We start from the raw sequence: 22,756 nt of genomic DNA, 5'->3' as shown, positions 1-22,756 counted from the left end.
ACAGTACAAGAGGCGCTTTGGCGATTGACTTTGCGCGTCAATTTGTGGAACATAAAGAGAACATAACTTGGGAGCGGTACAGATGAAGTTCGATCGCAGGATCAGCATGATCACGCTTGGCGTGGAGGACATCGCAGAGGCGACAGCGTTCTACGAGCGGCTGGGCTGGAGCAGATCATCGGCCTCGCAGGAGAGCGTGACCTTCTTCGCGCTCGACGGGATCGTGCTCGGCCTGTTCGGCAGAAAGGCGCTGGCGGAAGATGCCGGGATCGAGGGAGTGGAAGAAAACGCCTCGTCCTTTTCAGGTGTGGCGCTCGCCTACAATCTCGAATCTGAAGCCGAAGTCGACGCGGCGCTGGCTTTCGCCGAAAGCTGCGGGGCGCGCATCGTAAAGCCGGCCGAAAAGGTGTTCTGGGGCGGCTATAGCGGCTATTTCGCGGACCCGGACGGCCATTTGTGGGAAGTGGCGTTCAACCCGTTCTCGCCGCTGGATGAAAATGGGCATATGGTCCTGCCCGAATAGTAGCATTCGGTCAGCCATGCGTACGGATCACGGCGAGGAATTCCTCGCCGTAGCGCTCCAGCTTGGTCTGGCCGACGCCGGAGACCGCAAGCATTGCATCCGGCGTTGTCGGCCGCTCGGCGGCGAGCGCGATCAGGGTGGTGTCGGGGAAGATGACATAGGGCGGCACGCCATGTTCCTTGGCAAGCGCCGTGCGGGTTGCGCGCAAGGCCTCGAACAGGGCGCGGTTTTCCTCCGGAACGGCCGCCCGTTTCTCGCTGCCGCGCCTTGCCGATCCGGTCGTCTTGCCGCGCGTCGGACGGTCGGTGCGAAAGCGCACGGTCTTTTCCTTGCGAAATACCGCGCGGGCTTCGGGCATCAGCTTCAGCGCGCCATAGGCCTCATGGTCGACGGTGATCAGGTCGGCGGCCAGCAATTGCCGGTAGACCGACTGCCAGATCTTGACCGGCAGGTCGCTGCCCGCGCCGAAGACCGGCATTTGCGCATGGCCGAAGCGTTCGGTCCGTTCGGTCTCCTTGCCGGTCAGCACGTCGATCAGGTGGCCGGCGCCGAAACGCTCGCCGGTGCGGTATATCGCAGCCATCGCCTTGATCGCGGCTTCCGTGCCGTCCCAGGTTTCGACCGGCTTCAGGCAGGTATCGCAATTGCCGCAGCCGCCGGGATGGGCCTCGCCGAAATGGGCGAGGATCGCCTGTCTGCGGCAGCCCGACGTTTCGCAGATGCCGAGCAGGGCGTTGAGCTTGGCGCGCTCGACCCGCTTGATCTCTTCCACTGCATTGCCGCCATCGATCATGCGCCCGCGCTGCACCACATCGGCCATGCCGTACACCATCCAGGCATCCGACGGCAGGCCGTCGCGGCCCGCGCGCCCGGTCTCCTGATAATAGGCCTCAACCGAGCCCGGCAGGTCGAGATGGGCGACATAGCGGACATTCGGCTTGTCGATGCCCATGCCGAAGGCGACGGTCGCGACCAGGCAAAGCTCTTCCTCCTTCAGAAATGCGTCCTGATTGGCATCGCGGCGTTCGCGATCCATGCCGGCGTGATAGGCAAGGGCGCGAATGCCCTGGCCGTTCAGCCATTCGGCGGTGTCTTCCACCTTGGCGCGCGACAGGCAGTAGACGATTCCGCTGTCGCCCTTGTGACGGGCAAGGAAATCCAGCAATTGCCGGCGCGGCTGGTCGCGTTCGATGATTTCATAGGCGATGTTCGGCCGGTCGAAGGAGGTGGTGAACACCTCCGCCTCCTCCAGCGCCAGCCGCTCGATAATGTCCTCGCGGGTATGTGGATCGGCGGTTGCCGTCAGCGCCATGCGCGGCACGCCGGGAAAGATCTGCTTCAGCGCATCAAGCGAACGGTATTCCGGGCGGAAATCGTGACCCCATTGGGAGACGCAATGCGCCTCATCAATCGCGATCAGCGCGATCTCGACGCCTGCCATTATCTCGCGGAAACCGGCGGTCGCCATCCGTTCCGGGGTCACGTAGAGAAGATCGAGCGTTGCGTTGTCGAGCCCGCTGCGGATCGCGCCATATTCCTCGCGCGAAAGCGTTGAGTTGAGTGCTGCGGCGCGAACGCCGAGCTGCTTCAGCGCCTCCACCTGGTCGCGCATCAGCGCGATCAGCGGCGAGACCACCAGCGCCACGCCCGGGCGGCAGAGCGCCGGCACCTGATAGCAGAGCGATTTGCCCGCGCCCGTGGGAAACAGCACGACCGCATCGCCGCCCGCAACCACCTGCTCGACCACAGCCTGCTGCTTGCCCCGAAAGGCGGAATAGCCGTAGACGGATTTCAGGATGGCGAGCGGATCGGCGGTGGCGGCATTTGACATCAGCAAGCCATAACGCGGCGCGTCCCGAAGGCCAAGCACGCGTTGCACGGGAAAGCGTCTGCCCACTGCCTTTTTCTTGCATTCGGCTCCCGCCGGGGCGATAAGCCCAAACAACAGACAAAGGCAGGCAACCATGGCAGGCACGAACAGCGAGCGTCCGCTTATCGCGGAAGGCCCCGTGATCATTCTGGTCAATCCGCAACTGGGCGAGAATATCGGCATGGTGGCGCGCGCCATGGCCAATTTCGGCCTTGCCGAACTGCGCCTCGTCGAGCCGCGCGACGGCTGGCCGAGTGACAGCGCCCGCTCCGCCGCCTCCAAGGCCGATCATGTGATCGATGGCGTTCAGGTGTTCGACCGGCTCGAGGACGCGATCGCCGATCTCAACTTTGCCTATGCCACCACCGCCCGCAGCCGCGACGGCTTCAAGCCGGTGCGCGGTCCGACGGTTGCCGCCGATACGCTGCGCGCGCGCCACAGGGCAGGGGAGCGTTGCGGCATCCTGTTCGGGCGCGAGCGCTGGGGGCTCAAGAACGAGGAGGTGGCGCTCGCCGACGAGATCGTGACTTTCCCGGTCAATCCCGCCTTCGCCTCGCTCAATATCGCCCAGGCCGTGCTGCTGATGTCGTATGAATGGATGAAATCCGGCATGGCGGATGAGACCGAGACGCCGTTTCAGGCGATGGAACAGACGCCGGCAACCAAGGAAAACCTGTTCGGCCTGTTCGATCATCTCGAAGAGGCGCTGGAGGCGCGCGGCTATTTCCGCCCTGCCGACAAAAAGCCTAAAATGATAGACAATCTGCGGGCCGTATTCACTCGCAGGGCGATGAGCACGCAGGAGATCCATGTGGTGCGCGGGGTGATCTCCTCGCTCGATCGCTATACCCGCAAGAACCCGCGCGGCCAGGATGGCGGCGATGACCTATGACAGCGACGGCCCGGTTCTGATCTTCGATTCCGGCATTGGCGGACTGACGGTGCTGCGCGAGGCGCGGATGCTGATGCCGGAGCGCCGCTTCGTCTATATCGCCGATAACGCCGCCTTTCCTTATGGCGACTGGGAGGAGGGGGCGTTGCTCGACCACCTTCTGCGCCTGTTCGAAAGACTGCTTGAGGACATCCGCCCGGCCTGCGTGATCATCGCCTGCAACACCGCCTTCACGCTTGCGGGCGCGGCGCTGCGCGAGAAGTTTCCCGCGACCGTTTTCGTGGGCACCGTACCCGCCATCAAGCCGGCCGCCGAGCGCACCGTTTCCGGCCTCATCTCCGTGCTGGCCACGCCGGTGACGGTGAAGCGCGATTACACTAGGGCGCTGATCGAGAGTTTTGCCAGTCATTGCCATGCGCGCCTCGTCGGATCGCGATATCTGGCAACCCTTGCGGAGGATTATATCTGCGGCATCGCGGTGGCCGATTCGGCGCTCTGGGCCGAAATCGCCCCCTGTTTCGTCGAGGAGGAGGGCAGGCGCACCGATATCGTGGTGCTGGCCTGCACCCACTATCCGTTCCTTGCCAACCGCTTCCGCAAGCTCGCGCCCTGGCCGGTGGACTGGCTCAACCCGGCCGAGGCCATCGCCATGCAGGCAAAGCGCGTGCTGGGAAAGCCGGCCGCCAGCGCGGATGGCGGCCCCAATCATGATTTCGTGATCTTCACCGGCGAAAACCTGCGCCCGGAAACCGTGCGGCTGATGCAGGGTTTCGGCCTGAAGATCGCAGCGCGGCGATAGCGCGTTTTCGGCCCCGCCGATCTTTATCCGTCATTCCCCGACCTGAGCTGCCGCGATGTTTCTTCGCGCCGCGGGGATCCTCGATCGTTCCGAAATGAATGCCGCCAATTCGCGCCTTGGCCCGGCGCGCAAGTAATTCTGGGCATAAAGTAAGTTGCCTGACTTATAATAGTTAGTTACATAACTTAATGTATGAATCGGGCGCGGTATCGATTGCGCTCATCAGGCCGGCTTGGCAGGGCGACCAATATCATTCAGAACAGATGAAACCCCGCAGGTTGAGGTCGCAATTGAGCAAGCGAGATATTGGAAAACGCGAAAAGCTGGTGGAAGCCGCTGTCAACCTTGCCTACCGGCAGGGCTATACCCGCACCACGATCGCCGACATCGCCCGGGAATCCGGCGTGCCGCTCGGCAATGTCTATTATTATTTCAAGACCAGGGACGATATCGCGACCGCGATCCTCGACCATCGCAAGGGCCAGTTCGAAAGCCTCAAGACCGAGCTGGCCGGCCTGCCGTCACCCAAGGCCCGGCTGGTTGCGTTTGTGAACGCGACTGTCGGCAATGCCGGGGAGATCGCGCTGAAGGGCTGCCCGACGGGCTCGCTGAGCGCGGAACTTCTGAAGGCCGGCGACAAGGCTGCGGTGGAAGCCTTCCCGCTGCTTGCCGCGCCGATGGCATGGATGGCCGAACAATTTGCCGAAATGGGGCATGGCGAGGATGCCGAGGCGCTGGCGCTGCAACTCCAGTCATCGCTTCAGGGCGCATCGCTGCTGGCGCAAAATGCCCGCAACCCCGAGCTTCTGGCGCGCGAGGGGGCAAGGCTGAAGATGTGGATCAACGGGCTTTAGAGCATTTCGCAGTCAGGTGGAAACCCCTGACGTCCGCGAAAATGCGTCAAAACAAATAAATAGAGCATTTCCGGTGATCCCGTTTTCACCGGAAATGCTCTAACGCTCAACCCGCAGCCAGCCCGGGAATCGGCACGCCGAAGGTCTGGGCGAGCAGCACGCAGTTCAGTCCGAGCACGGCGATTGCGCCAAGGATGGCGAGCGCGCCGATGATGCGGCCGTTGGCATACTCGCCCATGATCCGGCGGTTGCGGGTGAAGATCACCAGCGAGATCATCGGCACCGGCAGCGCGATCGAGAGGATGATCTGGCTGACGACCAGCGCCTGGGTGGCGTTGACGCCAAGCGCCACGACGACAAACGCCGGCACCATGGTGATCAGCCGCCGCAGCCAGATCGGAATCCGGAAACCGACAAAGCCCTGCATGATCATCTGCCCGGCCATGGTGCCGACGACGGAGCTGGAAATGCCGGACGCAATCAGCGAGATGAGAAAAGCGGCCGCCGCCGCGCCGCCAAGCAGGGGCGTCAGCGTGTGGTATGCGGTCTCGATTTCGGCGACCTCGCTGTGGCCGTTGTGAAACGCGCCTGCGGCCATCATCACCATCGCCATATTGACCACGCCGGCGATCGCAAGGGCCGCCACCACCTCGATATTGGAAAACCGCAGAACGCGTCGGCGTTCGGCCTCGCTTTTGACGGCCACGCGATGCTGGGTGAGACCGGAATGGAGATAGACCGCATGCGGCATCACCGTCGCGCCGATAATGCCGACGGCGATCGCAAGGGCGGCGGCATCGGGAATGTCCGGACGAACCATGCCCGCCGCGGCTTCGCCCCAGGCCACGGGCGCAATGAAAAGCTCGATGATGTAGCAAAGCCCGATCACGCCGATCATGGCGCCGATGATCAGTTCCATCGGCCGGAACCCGCGCCGCTCGAACAGCAGAATGGCATAGGTGACGACCGCGGTGACGCCCATGCCCGCCATCAGCGGCATCCTGAACAGCAGTGCGAGCCCGATCGCGCCGCCGAGGAATTCGGCAAGATCGGTCGCCATCGCCGCGATCTCGCTGACGATCCAGAGCAGGATCACGACCGGTTTGGAAAACTCATCGCGGCAGACTTCCGCCAGGTTGCGTCCGGTCACGATGCCGAGCTTGGCCGACAGCGCCTGAAACAGCATGGCGACCAGATTGGCGAACAGAACCACCCACAGCAGCGTGTAGCCGTAGCCCGCGCCAGCCTGGATATTGGTGGCGTAATTGCCGGGATCGACATAGGCAATCGCGGCAATCACCGCGGGCCCGACAAACAGCAAAGCCGATTTCGGCCGCACCCGTCCGGAGGCGAGCGCTTCCTCGATGGCCGTATTGGTTCTGTCCGTCAGGGAACGACGTTTGGTGGTCAGGTCTGCCATGGGGAGGGCGCACCGCAGTTTCTGGAATTGTTCGAAATATAGCCTGGGCTACATTTTTGTCAATTGGCGTTATTCGAGGTCGTGACCAATGGCGGTTTGCCTTGCTGGTCGCCACCGGGTACAAGGGATAGACGATAATTTACCCTCGGCTACAGATTGGTTGGGACTTTTGGAGAGTGGCCGATGAGCGATGACAGCAGACCATCCGATTGTGATGCGGCCGACCGGTTTTCAAAAATGCGGTCCGAGCGCGCGAGCGCGCTTCTGGAAGACTATACCGAGCTGATCGCCGATCTGATGGCCGAGCATGGCGAGGCGCGGATTGCCGATATCGCCCGCTCGATGGGGGTTGCGCACCCGACGGCAACCAAGGCCGTCGCGCGGCTGAAGCGCGAGGGACTGGCGACATCGCGCCCCTATCGCGGCGTGTTCCTGACGCCAGCGGGCGAGGCCATGGCAGAGAAGGCGCGGCAGCGCCACCGGATCGTGCGCGAACTGCTGCTGGCTGTCGGCGTGCCGGCCGATGCCGCCGAACTCGACGCCGAGGGCATCGAGCACCATGTTTCTGAGGAGACTCTGAAGGCCTTCGCGGCCTTCCTGGGCGCGAAAGGCGCGGCCCACCAACGCTGACGCCGGTAGGGTTTCTAGTCCCAGAATGATCGGCCGGCTTCGTTGCGCGCCTCGGCTGGCGTGACGCCGACATCCTTCAGATGATCGTCTGAAAGTTCCAGCAGCGCCATGCGCTGGCGACGCCTCTGCGGCCAGCGGACGAAAACGGTGCGAATCAGAAGATCCGCGGCGCGGCGGATAACGCGGAAAGGCGTCGCGCTCCGTGCTGAGATGGAATCGGTCATAGGGTTTATCCTCACGGTTTCCGGGAGGTTCTATGCTGCTGCCGTAGCGATTGTTTCGGTCGCGGCCGAAACGATCGCCGCAGACGGCGCGTGCCCGCGGTGCTAGATTGGGCGCATGACAAACATGGTTTCCGCAAACACGCTTGCCTCGATCGCGGCCCTCATCGGCGATGTCGCGCGGGCGAACATGCTCTCCGCGCTTCTGGGCGGAAAGGCGCTGACGGCGGGTGAACTTGCCGCCGTCGCCGGCGTATCGCCGCAGACGGCGAGTGGCCATCTGGCCCGCCTTGTCGACGGCGCGCTGGTGACGGTCGAAAAGCAGGGCAGGCACCGCTATTTCCGTCTCGCTTCTGCCGAGGTGGCCGAGACGCTGGAACATCTGAGCCTGCTGTCGACGACGGGACCTGCCCGCCACCGCCCGACCGGGCCGAAGGACGAGGCGATGCGGGTTGCGCGCACCTGCTACGACCACATGGCTGGCGCCATCGCCGTCGGCATCACCGATTCGCTGGTGCAATCGGGATATCTGGAATTCGAAGGGGCCGCGGGGCTGGTGACCGAAACGGGCCGGACTTTCTTCTGCGAGTTCGGTGTGCCGCTCGCAGAGGCCGGGAAAAGCCGGCGCGCGCTATGCCGCACCTGCCTCGACTGGAGCGAGCGCCGCCACCATATCGGAGGCTGGCTGGGAGCGGCCATGCTCGCGCGCTGCTCAGAGCGCCACTGGCTTCGCCCGGCAAGGGAAGGCCGGGCGCTGACGCTGACGCGGGAAGGACAGGCGGGTTTTGCGGCCACATTCGCGATCGACCCGGCGGTGCTGCGCATTGTTGCGTGAGGCGGAAAGCTGTGGGTAACGCCCGCCGCCGCACGACCGCGCCCGCGCCGACCTGCTATAGCAGGGCCGGCGGATACCCGTCCTCGCAAACCTGCGGCATGTCCCCGGCAACTCCATCCGAAACGAAGGCGAAGGCGAAAGTGCAAGTCGACATCGATATGGGAACGACATCGACCGGTGACGTGGCCAGTCTCGATATCGAGGAATTGCTGGCGACCCGGCTTCTGGTGCAGGGCAATTCCGGCTCCGGCAAGTCGCATCTTCTGCGCCGCCTGCTCGAACAATCGGCCAAATGGGTGCAGCAGGTGGTGATCGATCCCGAGGGCGATTTCGTCACGCTTTCGGATTCTTTCGGCCATGTCGTGGTCGATGGCGAGCGCTCCGAAGGCGAACTGATCGGCATTGCCAACCGCATCCGCCAGCACCGCGTCTCCTGCGTTCTGACGCTGGAAGGCCTCGAGATCGAGGACCAGATGCGCACCGCCGCCACCTTCCTCAACGCGCTGTTCGATGCCGATCGGGATCACTGGTATCCGGTGCTGACCGTGGTCGACGAGGCCCAGATGTTCGCGCCGTCCGGCGGCGGAGAGGTAGCCGAGGAGGTGCGCCGGCAATCGCTGGGCGCCATGACCAATCTGATGTGCCGGGGCAGAAAGCGCGGGCTCGCCGGCGTGATCGCCACCCAGCGGCTCGCCAAGCTTGCCAAGAACGTCGCCGCCGAGGCCTCCAATTTCCTGATGGGGCGGACCTTTCTCGATATCGACATGGCGCGCGCGGCCGATCTTCTCGGCATGGACCGCCGCCAGGCCGAACAGTTCCGCGACCTGAAGCGCGGCAATTTCGTGGCGCTCGGGCCCGCGCTGTCGCGCCGCCCGCTCAAGGTGATCATCGGTCCGGTGGAAACCTCGGCGCGTTCCTCCAGCCCCAAGCTGATGCCGCTTCCCGACAAGCCGGAGGATGTCGACGATCTGATCTTCACGCCCGATCCCGAAGACCTCGCCCGGCAGGCGAGCGCGCCGCGCCGGGTAACGCCCCGCCCGCGCCCGACCATCGACATCATCGACCAGCTTGCCCAGTCCGCCGATAGCGCGCCGGAACCGCGCGGTCCGCGCATGGCGTCGATGAGCGATGAGGAGCGCGAAGACTGGATCGCGATGACGCTGGCCGAGATCGCGGAGGGAAAGGAATCCGCTTTCCGTTCGGATTCAGAGCTTTACCAGGATTTCCTGATGCGCGGTCGCATGAAGCGGATATCCGGTGCGCCGCTGTCCATGTCCGATTTCCGTCGCCGGCTCGCGGTCGCCCGTTCCGGCGTCGATGACGCGATGGCTGAAAGCGAGGCCTGGCAGATGGCGCTGTCGCTGACGCCGCATGTCACCGATGACCTGCAGGGCGTGTTCCTGATGCTGGCCAAGGCCGCACTTACCGGCGATCCGTGCCCCTCGGACGCGACGATCGCGCGCGCTTACGGCACCCATTCCGCCCGCCGCGCCCGCCGCTTCCTCGACTGGTTCGAGGAACAGGGCCTGATCGTGCTCCACACCGAGCCCGGCGGCAAACGCGTCGTCGCCTTCCCCGATCTCGACGCCAGGACCGAAGGCGGCGATCCAGACGCGCCGGCCGATGCCGGCGAGCGGCGGATGCTGCGGAATAATTAGGAGGCAGGGCGATTGCATATGGCTTCGCCGCACAGCCCGCAAACCTTCTCGCCCCGGAGGGGAGAGATGTCGCGACAGCGACAGTGAGGGTCGAGTCTATCCCCGCAAACGCCCTCGCAAGCGGAAACGCTGCTTCACCCTCACTGCCCCTTTCGGGGCATCTCTCCCGCAAGCGGGAGAGAGTATCGGGAGCAAGTCGCGAAGCCATATGCGATTGCCTCGCGGTTGGTCAGGCCGGAGAGGGGTGAGGCTATGGACCGCGCTAACCCGCGCTCAGATAGCGGATCGCCTCGTCGCGGCGGAACAGGTAGAGCAGGGTTCTAAGCGCCGCGCCGCGCTCGCTCTGCAGCTCCGGATCCTTGTTGACGATATAGCCGGCGTCCTTGCGGGCGATGGCGAGGATATCGCCGTGCGCTTCCAGACTTCCAAAGCGAAAGCCGGGTATGCCGGACTGGCGGGTGCCGAGAAGCTCGCCTTCGCCGCGCAGTTTCAGATCCTCCTCGGCGATGCGAAAGCCGTCATTGCTTTCGCGCAGCACCGAAAGCCGGGCGTGGCCCATTTCCGAAAGCGGCCCCTTGTAGAGCAGGATGCAGGAGGAAGCCTCGTCGCCGCGCCCGACCCGGCCGCGCAACTGGTGAAGCTGGGCAAGGCCGAAGCGCTCGGCATGTTCGATCACGATGATCGAGGCATCCGGCACGTCGACGCCCACTTCCACCACGGTGGTGGCAACCAGAAGGCGGGTTTCGCCCGACCGGAATGCCTCCATCGCCGCATCCTTGTCGGCGGACGACATGCGGCCATGAATGAGGCCGACCTTATCGGGACCGAGCGCCTTTGCCAGCGTTTCGTATCGCTCCTCGGCCGACATCAGGTCTACGGCCTCCGATTCCTCGACCAGCGGGCAGATCCAGTAGGATTTTTTTCCTTGGACCAGTGCATCGCGCAGCCGGCCGACAATATCGCCGATCCGCTCCAGCGGGATCGTCACGGTCTGGATCGGCTTTCGCCCGGCCGGTTTTTCGGTGAGGTTGGAGACATCCATGTCGCCGAAGGCGGCGAGCACCAGCGTGCGCGGGATCGGCGTTGCCGACATCACCAGAAGATGCGGGGCCATGCCCTTGGCTGTCAGCCGCAACCGCTGATGCACGCCGAAACGGTGCTGCTCGTCGACGATGGCGAGCCTGAGATCATGATAGGCGACATTGTCCTGAAACAATGCGTGGGTGCCGATGACGATCCCGGCCTCGCCGCTGGCGATCTGGGCCTCGATCTGCTTGCGGTCGCGCGCTTTGGTCTTGCCGGTCAGCAGGCTGACGGTTACGCCGGCCTTTGCGGCAAGCGCCGCGATGCCCTCGTAATGCTGGCGCGCCAGGATTTCGGTCGGTGCCATCAGCACCGCCTGGCCGCCATCCTCGACCACGGCCAGCATGGCGAGCAGGCCGACAATAGTCTTGCCGGAGCCGACATCGCCCTGCAGCATGCGCAGCATCCGGGTTTCCTGCGCCATGTCGCCCAGGATCGCAGCCACCGCCTGTTGCTGGCCGGACGTGAGCTCGAAGGGCAGGGCGGCGACCACTTTTTCCGAGAGCGCGCCACTTGGCCGCACCGGCCGGCCCCTGGCCTTGCGCATGCGGCTTCTGACCAGCGACAGCGAAAGCTGGCCGGCCAGAAATTCGTCATAGGCAAGCCTGCGGCGCGCCGGCGATTGCGGCTCGATATCGGTTTCGTCGCGGGGATTGTGCAGCGCGGAAAGCGCTTCTCCGGTTGCGGGAAAGCCCTGCCGCGCAACGATTTCGGGGTCGATCCATTCGGGAAAGGCCGGAACGCGCGCAAGTGCCGCCTCGATCGACCGGCGCAGGATTTTTGCCGAAAGGCCGGCCGTCATCGGATAGACCGGCTCCACCGTCGGCAGCGTATCGGCCTTGTCTGCCGGCACGATATAATCGGGATGCACCATGGTGGGGCGGCCGTTGAACCATTCGGCACGGCCGCTCACCACCACGGTTTCGCCCGCCGGCAGCGATTTTTCCAGCCAGTCGGCCTTGGCATGAAAGAAGGTCAGCGTCAGTTCGCCGGTCTCGTCATGGAGATAGACCCGATAGGGCGCGTTGGAGCGGGAGGGCGCGGGCTGGTGGCGGTCGACCCGGCCCTCCACCGTCACGATCGCGCCTTCGGGCAGGTGTGCGATGCCCGGCTTCAGCCGCCGGTCGATCACGGAAGTCGGCGCATGGAACACGAGATCGATGACGCGCGCCTCGTCCTCGCTGCCGGTCAGCCGCAGCAGCAGCTTGGCAAGTTTCGGCCCGATCCCCGGAAGCGAGGAGACGGGAGCGAACAGGGGATCGAGCAATGCGGGTCGCATATTTTTGAAATGTACCCACTGAGCGGCTTTGGCAAGGCTGACAAGCGCGAAACGAGCCGCTATAGAGGCCAATCAACAGAGAAGGTATCGAAATGACCGGTTTGAAGCGCACCAGCGCCGACCTTGACCCGCGGCGGCGGCGCATGCTGTTTCGCGCGTGGCACCGCGGCATTCGCGAGATGGACCTGATCCTCGGCCAATATGCCGAGGAAAATATCGCCGCCATGGACGACATGACGCTCGACCAGTTCGAGGCGATCATGGCCGAGGAAGACAACGACCTGATCACGTGGATCAATGGCGCGGCGCCCGTGCCTGAGCATATGCGCATGCCGCTGTTTGAACGCATCGCCGCCTACCGGCCGGATTTCGATCCGGTCGGCAAAACCGCCTGAAACGCAGCCGAGCCATGATTTCCGGATTCAACCCGAAGAAACTCGCAAGCCTCACCGGCGCCGTGACCATCGCCAATGCCGTGCCGGGCACGGAGCCGTTCGTGCTGGCGGAAATGGCGCGGGCCGGGCAATCGGTCGCCTATGTCCTGTCCGACGGCCAGCGGATCGCCGATTTCGAACAATTGCTCGCCTTCGTGGCCCCTGATATTCCGGTCCTCGCGCTGCCCGCATGGGATTGTCTGCCCTATGACCGGGTTTCGCCCGGCGCCGATACCGAGGCGCGCCGGCTTTCGGCGCTCGCCGGCCTCGTCGCCCATGCCAGGAAGCCGCATCCGGCGATCATCCTCGTCACCGTCAACGCAATGCTGCAGAAGCTGCCGCCGCGCGAAATCGTCGCCTCGCTGGGCTTTTCCGCCCGCGCCGGTCAGGTCATCGACATGGACCAGATCGTGCACCGTCTTGCCGATGCCGGCTTCGAGCGCGTTCCGACCGTCAGGGCCGTCGGCGAATATGCGGTCAGAGGCGGCATTCTCGACGTGTTCGTGCCGGGCGCGGAAAACGGCGTCCGCCTCGATTTCTTCGGCGATACGCTGGAAACGATCCGCGCCTTCGATGCGGCGAGCCAGCGCACCATCGGCACGGTCCGGTCGCTCGAACTCAACGCCATGAGCGAGGTGACGCTCGGCGATGACAATATCGCGCGGTTCCGCAAGAACTACCTTTCGATGTTCGGCGCGGCCACCCGCGACGACGCGCTCTATCAGGCCGTTTCGGAAGGCCGGCGCTATGCCGGCATGGAACACTGGCTGCCGCTGTTCTACGAGCGGCTTGAGACCATGTTCGACTATCTCGGCGGTTTCAGCGTGGTCGTTGATCACACCGCCCGGGAGGCGGCCGCCGAGCGCGCCACGCTGATCGAGGATTATTACCAGGCGCGACGCGCCAATATGGGCGAGGGGCGCGGCGGCGCGCCATACAAGCCCGTGCCGCCGGATACGCTCTACCTTGGCGACAAGGCGTTTTCGGCGGGGCTCGATGCCGTTGGCGCCGTCAGGCTGTCGCCCTTCAACGAGGCTTCGAGCGTCGGCAAGCCGGTGATCTCGCTTCAGGCCCATGCCGGCCCGCGCTGGGCGAGCGAGGCCAAGGCGCTCAACGACGAGACCCGCACCAATGTGTTCGAACAGGCGGTGCGCCACATCGCCGACAAGCGTTCGAAGGGCGGCAAGGTGCTGATCACCGGCTGGTCGGAGGGATCGCTCGACCGGCTGCTGCAGGTGCTGAAGGAACACGGGCTTGAGAAGATCAAGCCGGTTACGGCACTTGCCGATGTCGAAAAACTCGGCAAGGGCGAAGCGGCAAGCGCGGTGATGAGCCTGGAGGGCGGGTTCGAGAGCGGCGATCTGTTCATCATCGGCGAACAGGATATTCTCGGCGACCGCCTGATCCGCAAGTCCCGCCGCCGCCGCAAGGCCAGTGATTTCATCTCCGAGGTCTCCGGCCTCGATGCCGGCTCGCTGGTAGTCCATGCCGAGCACGGCATTGGCCGTTTCATCGGCCTCAGGACCATCGAGGCGGCCGGCGCGCCGCGCGATTGCCTGGAACTGCAATATGCCGACGACGCCAAGCTGTTCCTGCCGGTCGAGAATATCGAACTGCTCTCGCGTTACGGCTCGGATGCCGCCGAAGCGCCGCTTGATCGGCTGGGCGGCGGGGCCTGGCAGGCCAAGAAGGCGCGGCTGAAGAAACGCCTGCTCGACATGGCCGACGAGCTGATCGCGATTGCCGCCAAGCGTGCCACCCGCTCGGCCCCGGTGCTTGCGGCGGCCGAGGGGCTTTATGACGAGTTTGCAGCCCGTTTCCCCTATGAGGAGACGGAAGACCAGTTCAATGCCATCGAATCGGTGCGCGGCGATCTCGGCCTCGGCCGGCCGATGGACCGGCTGATCTGCGGCGATGTCGGCTTCGGCAAGACCGAGGTTGCGCTCCGGGCCGCCTTCCTTGCGGCGATGAACGGGGTTCAGGTCGCCGTCGTGGTGCCGACCACGCTTCTGGCGCGCCAGCATTACAAGACCTTCGCCGAGCGTTTTCGCGGCCTGCCGATCACGGTCGCGCAGGCCTCGCGGCTGGTTCCGGCCAAGGAGCTGGCGCAGACCAAGAAGGACCTATCGGACGGCAAGCTGGATGTCGTGATCGGCACCCACGCGCTGCTCGGGACCGCGATCAAATTCGCCAATCTCGGCCTGCTGATCATCGACGAGGAACAGCATTTCGGGGTCAAGCACAAGGAACGGCTGAAGGAGCTGAAAAGCGACGTCCACGTGCTGACGCTGTCGGCGACCCCGATCCCGCGCACATTGCAGCTCGCCATGACCGGCGTGCGCGAATTGTCGCTGATCACCACCCCGCCCGTCGACCGGATGGCGGTGCGCACCTTCATCTCGCCCTTCGATCCGCTGGTGATCCGCGAGACGCTGATGCGCGAGCATTTCCGCGGCGGCCAGAGTTTCTATGTCTGCCCGCGCCTTTCAGACCTGGAGGAGGTCCTGGCCTTCCTGCAGGCGGAAGTGCCTGAACTGAAGGTGGCGGTTGCCCACGGGCAGATGGCGGCGGGCCAGCTCGAAGACATCATGAACGCCTTCTACGACGGCAAGTACGACGTGCTGCTGTCGACCACGATCGTGGAATCCGGCCTCGACGTGCCGACCGCCAACACGCTGGTCGTCCACCGCGCCGACATGTTCGGCCTGGCCCAGCTCTACCAGCTGCGCGGGCGCGTCGGGCGCTCCAAGACGCGCGCCTTCGCGGTGTTCACGCTGCCGGTCAACAAGCGGCTGACCGATACCGCCGATCGCCGGTTGAAGGTGCTGCAATCGCTCGACACGCTTGGCGCCGGCTTCCAGCTTGCAAGCCACGATCTCGATATTCGCGGCGCCGGCAACCTGCTTGGCGAGGAGCAATCGGGGCACATCAAGGAGGTCGGCTTCGAACTCTACCAGCAGATGCTGGAAGAGGCGGTCGCCGAGGCCAAGGGCGACGAGGATGCCGGCGGCTCCGACTGGTCGCCGCAGATCGGGCTCGGCGCTTCGGTGATGATCCCGGAAAGCTATGTGCCGGATCTCAATTTGCGCATGGGGCTTTACCGCAGGCTTGGCGAACTGACCGACGCTACCGATATCGACGGTTTCGGCGCGGAGCTGATCGACCGGTTCGGGCCGATGCCGGAGGAGGTGCAGTCGCTGCTGAAAGTGGTGTTCATCAAGTCGCTGTGCCGCATCGCCAATGTCGAAAAACTCGATGCCGGGCCGAAGGGGATCGTCATTCAGTTGCGCAACCGCGAATTCCCGAACCCGGCGGGGCTGGTGCAGTTCATCGCCGAAAACAGCGTCTCGGCGAAGATCCGGCCCGATCACAGCATCTATTTCAACCGCGACCTGCCGACGCCAGACATGCGTCTCGGCCAGGCGGCGATCATCATGAACAAGCTGTCCAAGCTTGCCGCGGCCTGAAAACCCCTGCCGCCACGGTTTTGCCCGCCGAGGCGAAATCAGCGACCTCGTAGCGTGCGATCAAGCTCAATTGCCGTTCCGGCAGATGGGCCCGGAAGGGATCGCCGATCAGGATATTCGCGCCTGCTTCGGCGAGCGCCCTGAGGTTCGCGAGCGTTCGCCCGGCCGTTGTGGGATCGTAGAACACATCGCCGGCCAGCACGACCGTCGGTTCCGGGTTCGCGGCCGCGGAATTGCATTGGGCATCGGGGCTTGCTCCCAATACTCTCTCCCGCCTGCGGGAGAGATGCCCCGAAAGGGGCAGTGAGGGTGATGCAGCGTATTCATTCGTGAGAGCATTCGCGGAGATAGACTCCCCCCTCACTGTCGCTTTCGCGACATCTCTCCCCTCCGGGGCGAGAAGATTGGGCGGCTGTGCGGAAAGGCCATATGCGGTCGCCTTCAGGTTCTCTGAGAGCACAGAGCCGTTCCGGCCCAGCTCGATAAGGCGCGGTACAATCGCGACCCCATTGAGGTCGGCATTGATCGAAGAGGCCTCAAGCGCCAGCGGATCGATATCGCAGGCGAACACTTCTTTCGCACCGGCTTTCGCCGCCGCGATCGCGACCAGGCCGGAACCGGTTCCGTAATCGATCACGGTCCTGCCACGGACGAAATCCGGCTCCGCTTCTATATGATGCGCCAGCGCCAGCCCGCCGGCCCAGACATGCGCCCAATACGGGGACGACCCGCTCCCGAGTGCGGAAAGCAGCCGCCCCAGCCCGCTTTTCTCGTTTGCAAGGTGGAGCCTCAGCGAAGAAAGACCCGGAACCGGCGTTGCCGGCAGCCGGGTCTCGACGATGTCCCGAAACACGCTCAAGCGCGGTCAGGCCGCGGCAAGCTGCGTCAGCGCCTGCTGCATCACTTCGACGGGCTGCGCGCCGCTGACGGCATATTTGCCGTTGAACACGAAAAACGGCACGCCGGTGACGCCCATCTGCTGGGCATTGGCGATTTCACCGCGCACCATATCCCTGTCGGCATCGCTTGCCAGCAGCTTGGCCACCATTTCGCGGTCCATGCCGGCTTCGGCTGCGATATCGGCCAGCACCTTGTGATCGCCGATATTGCGGCCTTCCTCGAAATTGGCGCGGTAAAGCCGGTTGATCACCTCGTTCTGCATCGCGGTGCTCTCGGTATGCGCCCACATCAGCAGCCGGTGCGAGTCGAGCGTGTTGGGGCGCACCAGAATGCGGTCGAAATGGAAGATGATGCCGAGTTCGCGGCCGAGGGCTGCGATCTGCGCATGCATCTCGTCCCGCCGTTCGGCGCTGCCGAGCTTTTCCGCCAGCATCGCCTGATTGTCCACGCCTTCCGGCGGCACGGTCGGGTCAAGCTCGAACGGACGCCACTGGACGACGACATCCACATCCGCGGGCAGCGACTTGATCGCCTTGTCGAGACGCGCCTTGCCGAGATAGCACCACGGGCAGACGACATCGATGATGGCATCGACTGTGACGGTAGACATGCCGTTCCTTTCCTAAAATACGAGCCGCATTACTGTGCACTCGGACTGTTGGCAATATATGCATCCATTCCACGGGTCATGCTCGGGCTTGACCCGAGCATCCAGGCCACACGGAAAACGCTGCCTGGACCCTCGGGTCAAGCCCGAGGGTGACGCCTGCGAGGGGAAGGCACCGGCAACCGAAGCCTTACTGCGCGTTCTTATCCCACCATGTGGGGAGCTGATAGCCGTAGATAGGTGTCTCGGCGGGATGTTCAATCGTCTCCCAGCGCGCCACCCACTGGCCCTCCCGGTGATAGAGAGGCAGCATGTAGTGGCCATTGACCAGAAGCCTGTCGAGGCCGCGGACCGAATCGGTGAAATGACCGGTGGTGCGGGCTTCCAGCATGTCGTTGATCATGCGGTCGACATCGGCGCTGGCGACGCCGGCGAAATTGAACGTGCCCTCGACATCGCGCGAGCGGCTGTCCCAGCGCCAGATCTGCTCGGCACCCGGAGAAAGCGACGAGGAGAAGTAGAAGCCGGGCATTACAAGGACAATCACGTCGTAATCGAACGTGTTGAGCCGCTTCTGGTACTGGGCGTCGTCGACGGTGCGGATCGACAGGTCAACGCCGATCAGGGTGAGGCTATGCTGATAGGCAAGCGCCAGTTTTTCCTGGCCCTCATTGGTGGTCATGATCTCGAAGGCGAGCGGCTTGCCGTCCGGCCCCGTCATCTTGCCGTTGGTGATCTTGTAACCGGCCTCGCCAAGCAGCTTGACGGCGGCCCCCAACACCTTTCGGTCGCTACCGGACCCGTCGGTGACCGGCATGGCGTAGTCGCCGGCGAGGATTGCCGGATCGATCACGTCGATCGCATCGCCGAGCAGTTCCCGCTCCTCTGCGCTTGCCGGATTGCCATAGGCGCCGAGCGCCGAATTCTGCCAGTAGCTCTGTGTGCGCTGATAGGCATTGTTGTAGAGCGTCTTGTTGACCCATTCGAAATCGAACACGTCGGACAGCGCCTTGCGAACCCGCGCATCCTCGAATTTCGGACGGCGGGTGTTGAACACGAAGCCCTGCATGCCGGTCGGCGTTTCGGGGTGGAACACGTCCTTCACCACCCGGCCATCGGTCGCCGCGGGAAAATCATAGGCGCGGGCCCAATGGCTCGGGTCATCATCGAGATAGATATCGACCGCGCCCTTCTTGAAGGCCTCGAACAGGGTCGAATCCTGGAGGTAATAATCGACCGTGACCTTGTCGTAATTGGCAAAGCCCGCCATCGACGGCGTGTCCTTGCCCCAGTAATCGTCCCGGCGTTCGTAGACGATCCGCTGGCCGGGCTCGACCCTGGCGATGCTGTACGGCCCGGAGCCGACCGGCGTCGTCATGGTATCGGTGTCGAAGGTCTCCGGATCGATCGCATGTTCCGGAAGCACCGGCATCAGCGCGAAGATCAGCGGGGTTTCGCGGTTGGCGTCGGCATTGAAGGTGAACCGCACGCTGTTGTCGCCGACCTTTTCCATGGTCTCGACCAGGGCAAGGCGACGGTTATAGGGCGGGCGGCCCTTGTCCTTCATCAGGTTGAAGGTGAAGATCACATCGTCGGCCGTGACCGGCTCGCCGTCGGACCATTTCGCGTCGGGGCTGATGTTGAACTGGACATAGCTGCGGTCATCGTCCCATTCCACGCTCTCGGCAAGCAGGCCGTAAAGCGTGAACGGCTCGTCGCGCGAGCGCTGCATCAGCGGCTCGAACACGAGATTGCCCAGCACCTCGTCCCAGAGCCCGCGGGCGGAAGAGCGCATGCCCTTCAACACGAAGGGGTTCAGCGCGTCGAACGAGCCGACCACGCCATAGGTGATCTCGCCGCCCTTCTTGACATCGGGATTGACGTAGCTGAAATGCTGGTAACCGGCAGGCAGCGCAGGCTCGCCATGCATGGCGATGCCGTGCAGCGGTTCGGCCACGGCCGCCCCTGAAAGGGCAGCGGAAATGAAGAGGGTAGCAAGGAAGCGCATCGATTCGCCCTGTCGTGTCCATTCGTTGCAGAATGGTATCATGGCGGCTGACAAACCTGAAATAGGCCGCAAAATCACGCCGGGGCGCAAATTTTGGGCGCGAAGGGGGTAGATTGGCGTCCAATGTGGCGATATCAGAGGAAACACTGGCGGTTGAGGCCCGAAACAGGGACGCTTTGCCGCATTTCGGTAACAATAGCGATGCAGGGTCCCCGGACCTTTCGCAGATGAACCAGGAGAGATTTTGATGCTTTCACGCGCCAGTATTATCAAGCGTGTCGCGGTTTGCGCCTTCACGATTGCGGGCCTTTCGGCCGCCGGCGCTTCGGCTCAGGAACAGCAGCAGCAGCCCCCGGCTGACGCTGCCCCCACGCAGGGCTGGTTCAAGACCTGCAACGACAACGGCAATGGCGGCGTCTGCATCGTCCAGAACTATGCCCGCGCCGAAAACGGCCAGGTGCTGACCGCCGTGGGCCTGATCCGTCCGCAGGGCAGCAACGGCCAGGCGATGGTTCAGGTGACCGTGCCGACCTTCCGGCTGATCCCGGCCGGCGTGCAGATGCAGATCGATACGTCCGCCCCGCAGAAGCTCGATTACGCCATCTGCACCAATGAACAGTGCATTGCCCAGGCGCCGCTCAGCGATACGCTCGTTGCCGCCATGAAGCGCGGCGGCAAGGTGACTTTCACCTCGGTGAACATGCGCCAGCAGCCGAACCCGGTCGACCTGACGCTCTCCGGTTTCACCGCCGCCTATGACGGCGACCCGATCAGCCAGCCCGAACTGGTCGAGAGCCAGCGGAACCTGGATGAATCGATCAAGAAAATGGCTGTCGACCGCCGCAAGAAGATCGAGGAAGCCCAGCAGAACGCAACGACAGGCAACTGATCGTCTTCCGAAATTCGACATAAAAAAGCCCGGCTGACAGTCTCAGCCGGGCTTTTTTGCATTTATGTCCGTTCAGTGCGTACTGGCAAAGCGCGGGGCCAGCTTGCCGCTGTCGGTTTCGGCGAAAATCTGACCGACCTGCGGGTTGCGCAGCGGTTCGCCGCTCATATCCCGCTCGAGATTGGCTTCGGAGACATAGGCGACATAGCCCTTGTCGTCGTTTTCCGCCACGAGATGATAAAACGGCTGATCCTTCTCCGGCCGGATTTCGGGCGGGATGGAATTATACCATTCCTCGGAGCGGGAGAACTCCGCGTCGACATCGAATACCACGCCCCGAAAGGGAAGCGCGCTGTGGCGGACGATATCGCCGATATTGTATTTCGCTTCGCGTATTTTCATGAGCATTTCCTTTCGTGTTCTATATGGAAATGCGTTTTGGCAGCTGCAAGGGGTGGATCGTCCCGCTTGCGCCGACATCACGGATACAAAAAAAAGCCGGCCGCCCGAAGGCAGCCGGCTCATTGTTACATCCGTCTGAAATCAGACCGAGTAGTACATGTCGAATTCGACCGGATGGGGGGTCATTTCGAAACGCATGACTTCTTCCATCTTCAGTTCGATATAGGCATCGATCTGATCGTCGTCGAAGACGCCGCCGGCGGTCAGGAACTCGCGATCCTTGTCGAGGCTTTCCAGCGCTTCGCGCAGCGAGCCGCAGACGGTCGGGATTTCCTTCAGTTCTTCCGGCGGCAGGTCGTACAGGTCCTTGTCCATGGCTTCGCCAGGATGGATCTTGTTCTTGATGCCGTCGAGGCCGGCCATCATCAGCGCGGCGAAGGCGAGGTAGGGGTTCGCGCCCGGATCGGGGAAGCGGACTTCAACGCGCTTCGACTTCGGCGACGAGCCGAACGGGATACGGCAGGAGGCCGAACGGTTGCGCGCCGAATAGGCGAGCAGAACCGGCGCTTCGTAGCCGGGCACCAGACGCTTGTAGGAATTGGTCAGCGGGTTGGTGAAGGCGTTGATGGCCTTGGCATGCTTGATGATGCCGCCGATATAGAACAGGCAGGATTCGGACAGGCCGGCATAGCCGTCGCCGGCAAAGGTCGGCTTGCCGTCCTTCCAGATCGACTGGTGAACATGCATGCCGGAACCATTGTCGCCGAAGACCGGCTTCGGCATGAAGGTAGCCGTCTTGCCATAGGCATGGGCAACCTGGTGAACGCCATACTTGTAGATCTGGGTCTTGTCGGCCATCCGGGTCAGCGTATCGAACACCATGCAGAGTTCGTGCTGGGCGGACGCCACCTCGTGGTGGTGCTTTTCAACGGTGATGCCCATCTCGGCCAGAACCGTAAGCATTTCCGAACGCATATCCTGGATGCTGTCGACCGGCGGAACCGGGAAATAGCCGCCCTTCATGCGCGGACGGTGGCCCATATTGCCGACTTCGTATTCGGTGTCCTGGTTCGTCGGCAGTTCCGAGCTGTCGAGCTTGAAGCCGGTGTTGTAGGGATCGGCGGAGAAACGGACATCGTCGAACACGAAGAATTCCGGTTCGGGACCGAAATAGGTGGTGTCACCGATACCGGTCGACTTCAGGTAGGCTTCCGCCTTCTTGGCCGTGGTGCGCGGGTCGCGGTTATAGGCTTCGCCCGTCAGCGGCTCGAGAATGTCGCAGAAAACGACCAGGGTCGACTGGGCAAAGAAGGGGTCCATATGGGCGGTCGCCGTATCGGGCATCAGCACCATGTCGGACTCGTTGATGGCCTTCCAGCCGGCGATCGACGAACCGTCGAACATGATGCCGTCGGCGAACATGTCTTCATCGACAGCAGAAATGTCCATCGTCACGTGCTGCAGCTTGCCCTTGGGGTCGGTAAAGCGCAGATCCACGAACTTGACGTCGTTGTCTTTGATTTGTTTCATAATTTCAGAAGCTGTCGTCATTTAACGTTTTCCTTGCATAAGAAGATGACGATAGGAATGCCCCGTCTTTGCCTTGAAAGAGGAGGGATGGATCAGATGGCGTCAACGCCGGTTTCGCCGGTGCGGATGCGCACGACGCCCTCGACATTGGAAACGAAGATCTTTCCGTCGCCGATACGCCCCGTTTGAGCGGCGTTGCGGATGGCTTCGATGACCGCGTCCACATTTTCGTCTGCCAGAACGACCTCGACTTTGACCTTGGGAAGAAAGTCGACGACATATTCAGCGCCCCGGTATAGTTCCGTGTGACCCTTCTGGCGCCCGAAGCCCTTGGCTTCCGTGACAGTGATACCCTGCAAGCCAACGTCCTGAAGGGCTTCCTTCACTTCGTCGAGCTTGAAAGGCTTGATGATCGCTTCGATCTTTTTCATGAGAAAATTGCTCTCCGCTTCTCC

The 22,756-nt window shown here is 63.2% G+C and carries 20 protein-coding genes; 10 read left to right on the top strand and 10 right to left on the bottom strand.

Annotation, left to right across the window (positions count from 1 at the left end; genetic code table 11):
• Positions 1-82: 82 nt before the first annotated feature.
• Complete coding sequence (locus HQ843_RS18275; RefSeq protein ID WP_180901816.1) at positions 83-523, top strand: VOC family protein; 441 nt, start codon at positions 83-85, stop codon at positions 521-523.
• A 10-nt stretch (positions 524-533) separates the two neighbouring features.
• On the opposite strand, the gene recQ is transcribed toward HQ843_RS18275, so the two are convergent.
• On the bottom strand, positions 534-2,354 hold the full coding sequence (gene recQ / locus HQ843_RS18270; RefSeq protein ID WP_180902137.1) for a DNA helicase RecQ: 1,821 nt from the start codon (positions 2,352-2,354) through the stop codon (positions 534-536).
• 133 nt (positions 2,355-2,487) lie between these two features.
• Between recQ and HQ843_RS18265 the strand changes: the two genes are divergently transcribed.
• The 3 genes from HQ843_RS18265 (at position 2,488) to HQ843_RS18255 (ending at position 4,938) form a co-directional block, all read left to right on the top strand.
• On the top strand, positions 2,488-3,285 hold the full coding sequence (locus tag HQ843_RS18265; RefSeq protein WP_180901817.1) for an RNA methyltransferase: 798 nt from the start codon (positions 2,488-2,490) through the stop codon (positions 3,283-3,285).
• Positions 3,266-4,084 (top strand): glutamate racemase, encoded by an 819-nt coding sequence (gene murI / locus HQ843_RS18260; RefSeq protein ID WP_180901818.1) that lies wholly within the window; start codon positions 3,266-3,268, stop codon positions 4,082-4,084. The genes HQ843_RS18265 and murI overlap by 20 nt, the downstream gene beginning before the upstream one ends.
• A 290-nt stretch (positions 4,085-4,374) precedes the next feature.
• The gene (locus HQ843_RS18255; RefSeq protein WP_180901819.1) at positions 4,375-4,938 is read left to right on the top strand and encodes a TetR/AcrR family transcriptional regulator; all 564 of its coding nucleotides are present in this window, start codon (positions 4,375-4,377) and stop codon (positions 4,936-4,938) included.
• A gap of 106 nt (positions 4,939-5,044) precedes the next feature.
• Here HQ843_RS18255 and HQ843_RS18250 read toward each other — a convergent pair whose 3' ends face one another.
• The gene (locus tag HQ843_RS18250) at positions 5,045-6,358 is read right to left on the bottom strand and encodes an Nramp family divalent metal transporter (RefSeq protein ID WP_180901820.1); all 1,314 of its coding nucleotides are present in this window, start codon (positions 6,356-6,358) and stop codon (positions 5,045-5,047) included.
• A 183-nt stretch (positions 6,359-6,541) separates the two neighbouring features.
• Between HQ843_RS18250 and mntR the strand changes: the two genes are divergently transcribed.
• Complete coding sequence (gene mntR / locus HQ843_RS18245; protein ID WP_180901821.1) at positions 6,542-6,988, top strand: manganese-binding transcriptional regulator MntR; 447 nt, start codon at positions 6,542-6,544, stop codon at positions 6,986-6,988.
• A 14-nt stretch (positions 6,989-7,002) separates the two neighbouring features.
• On the opposite strand, the gene HQ843_RS18240 is transcribed toward mntR, so the two are convergent.
• Complete coding sequence (locus HQ843_RS18240) at positions 7,003-7,212, bottom strand: DUF1127 domain-containing protein (protein WP_210275324.1); 210 nt, start codon at positions 7,210-7,212, stop codon at positions 7,003-7,005.
• Positions 7,213-7,336: 124 nt separating this feature from the next.
• On the opposite strand from HQ843_RS18240, the gene HQ843_RS18235 reads away from it, so the two are divergent.
• Together HQ843_RS18235 and HQ843_RS18230 are read left to right on the top strand one after the other, a co-directional pair.
• On the top strand, positions 7,337-8,044 hold the full coding sequence (locus HQ843_RS18235) for an ArsR/SmtB family transcription factor (protein WP_457769310.1): 708 nt from the start codon (positions 7,337-7,339) through the stop codon (positions 8,042-8,044).
• 140 nt (positions 8,045-8,184) lie between these two features.
• Positions 8,185-9,702 carry an ATP-binding protein gene (locus HQ843_RS18230; RefSeq protein ID WP_180901823.1) on the top strand — a complete coding sequence of 506 codons (1,518 nt, stop codon included), beginning with the start codon at positions 8,185-8,187 and terminating at the stop codon, positions 9,700-9,702.
• A gap of 262 nt (positions 9,703-9,964) precedes the next feature.
• On the opposite strand, the gene recG is transcribed toward HQ843_RS18230, so the two are convergent.
• Positions 9,965-12,064 (bottom strand): ATP-dependent DNA helicase RecG, encoded by a 2,100-nt coding sequence (recG, locus tag HQ843_RS18225; protein WP_180903272.1) that lies wholly within the window; start codon positions 12,062-12,064, stop codon positions 9,965-9,967.
• Positions 12,065-12,156: 92 nt separating this feature from the next.
• Between recG and HQ843_RS18220 the strand changes: the two genes are divergently transcribed.
• Together HQ843_RS18220 and mfd are read left to right on the top strand one after the other, a co-directional pair.
• Positions 12,157-12,459 carry an FAD assembly factor SdhE gene (locus HQ843_RS18220; RefSeq protein ID WP_180901824.1) on the top strand — a complete coding sequence of 101 codons (303 nt, stop codon included), beginning with the start codon at positions 12,157-12,159 and terminating at the stop codon, positions 12,457-12,459.
• 14 nt (positions 12,460-12,473) lie between these two features.
• A complete protein-coding gene (gene mfd / locus HQ843_RS18215) occupies positions 12,474-15,965 on the top strand; it encodes a transcription-repair coupling factor (RefSeq protein WP_180901825.1) in 3,492 nt (1,163 codons plus the stop codon).
• Here the strand turns inward: mfd and HQ843_RS18210 are convergent.
• The 3 genes from HQ843_RS18210 to HQ843_RS18200 all read right to left on the bottom strand — a co-directional run bounded on the left by HQ843_RS18210 (position 15,931) and on the right by HQ843_RS18200 (position 19,480).
• A complete protein-coding gene (locus HQ843_RS18210) occupies positions 15,931-16,818 on the bottom strand; it encodes a class I SAM-dependent methyltransferase (RefSeq protein WP_246710436.1) in 888 nt (295 codons plus the stop codon). The two genes, mfd and HQ843_RS18210, sit on opposite strands and share 35 nt — an antisense overlap.
• A 12-nt stretch (positions 16,819-16,830) precedes the next feature.
• On the bottom strand, positions 16,831-17,475 hold the full coding sequence (locus HQ843_RS18205; protein ID WP_180901827.1) for a DsbA family oxidoreductase: 645 nt from the start codon (positions 17,473-17,475) through the stop codon (positions 16,831-16,833).
• A gap of 187 nt (positions 17,476-17,662) precedes the next feature.
• Positions 17,663-19,480 (bottom strand): extracellular solute-binding protein, encoded by a 1,818-nt coding sequence (locus HQ843_RS18200; protein WP_180901828.1) that lies wholly within the window; start codon positions 19,478-19,480, stop codon positions 17,663-17,665.
• A 247-nt stretch (positions 19,481-19,727) separates the two neighbouring features.
• Between HQ843_RS18200 and HQ843_RS18195 the strand changes: the two genes are divergently transcribed.
• Entirely contained in the window at positions 19,728-20,369 is a 642-nt protein-coding gene (locus HQ843_RS18195) for an invasion associated locus B family protein (protein WP_180901829.1), read from the top strand.
• Positions 20,370-20,441: 72 nt separating this feature from the next.
• Here HQ843_RS18195 and hspQ read toward each other — a convergent pair whose 3' ends face one another.
• The 3 genes from hspQ to HQ843_RS18180 form a co-directional block, all read right to left on the bottom strand.
• Positions 20,442-20,771 carry a heat shock protein HspQ gene (gene hspQ, locus HQ843_RS18190; RefSeq protein ID WP_180901830.1) on the bottom strand — a complete coding sequence of 110 codons (330 nt, stop codon included), beginning with the start codon at positions 20,769-20,771 and terminating at the stop codon, positions 20,442-20,444.
• A gap of 141 nt (positions 20,772-20,912) precedes the next feature.
• Positions 20,913-22,322: a type I glutamate--ammonia ligase gene (gene glnA, locus HQ843_RS18185; RefSeq protein ID WP_180901831.1), complete on the bottom strand. Its 1,410-nt coding sequence runs from the start codon at positions 22,320-22,322 to the stop codon at positions 20,913-20,915.
• 71 nt (positions 22,323-22,393) lie between these two features.
• On the bottom strand, positions 22,394-22,732 hold the full coding sequence (locus tag HQ843_RS18180; protein WP_018063299.1) for a P-II family nitrogen regulator: 339 nt from the start codon (positions 22,730-22,732) through the stop codon (positions 22,394-22,396).
• Positions 22,733-22,756 lie beyond the last annotated feature (24 nt).

Origin of the sequence: Martelella sp. NC20 (assembly GCF_013459645.1) — a bacterium.
GTDB lineage: Bacteria > Pseudomonadota > Alphaproteobacteria > Rhizobiales > Rhizobiaceae > Martelella.
The sequence above is the reverse complement of the archived record's forward strand: the minus strand, read 5'-3'. Positions and strand labels throughout refer to the sequence as shown.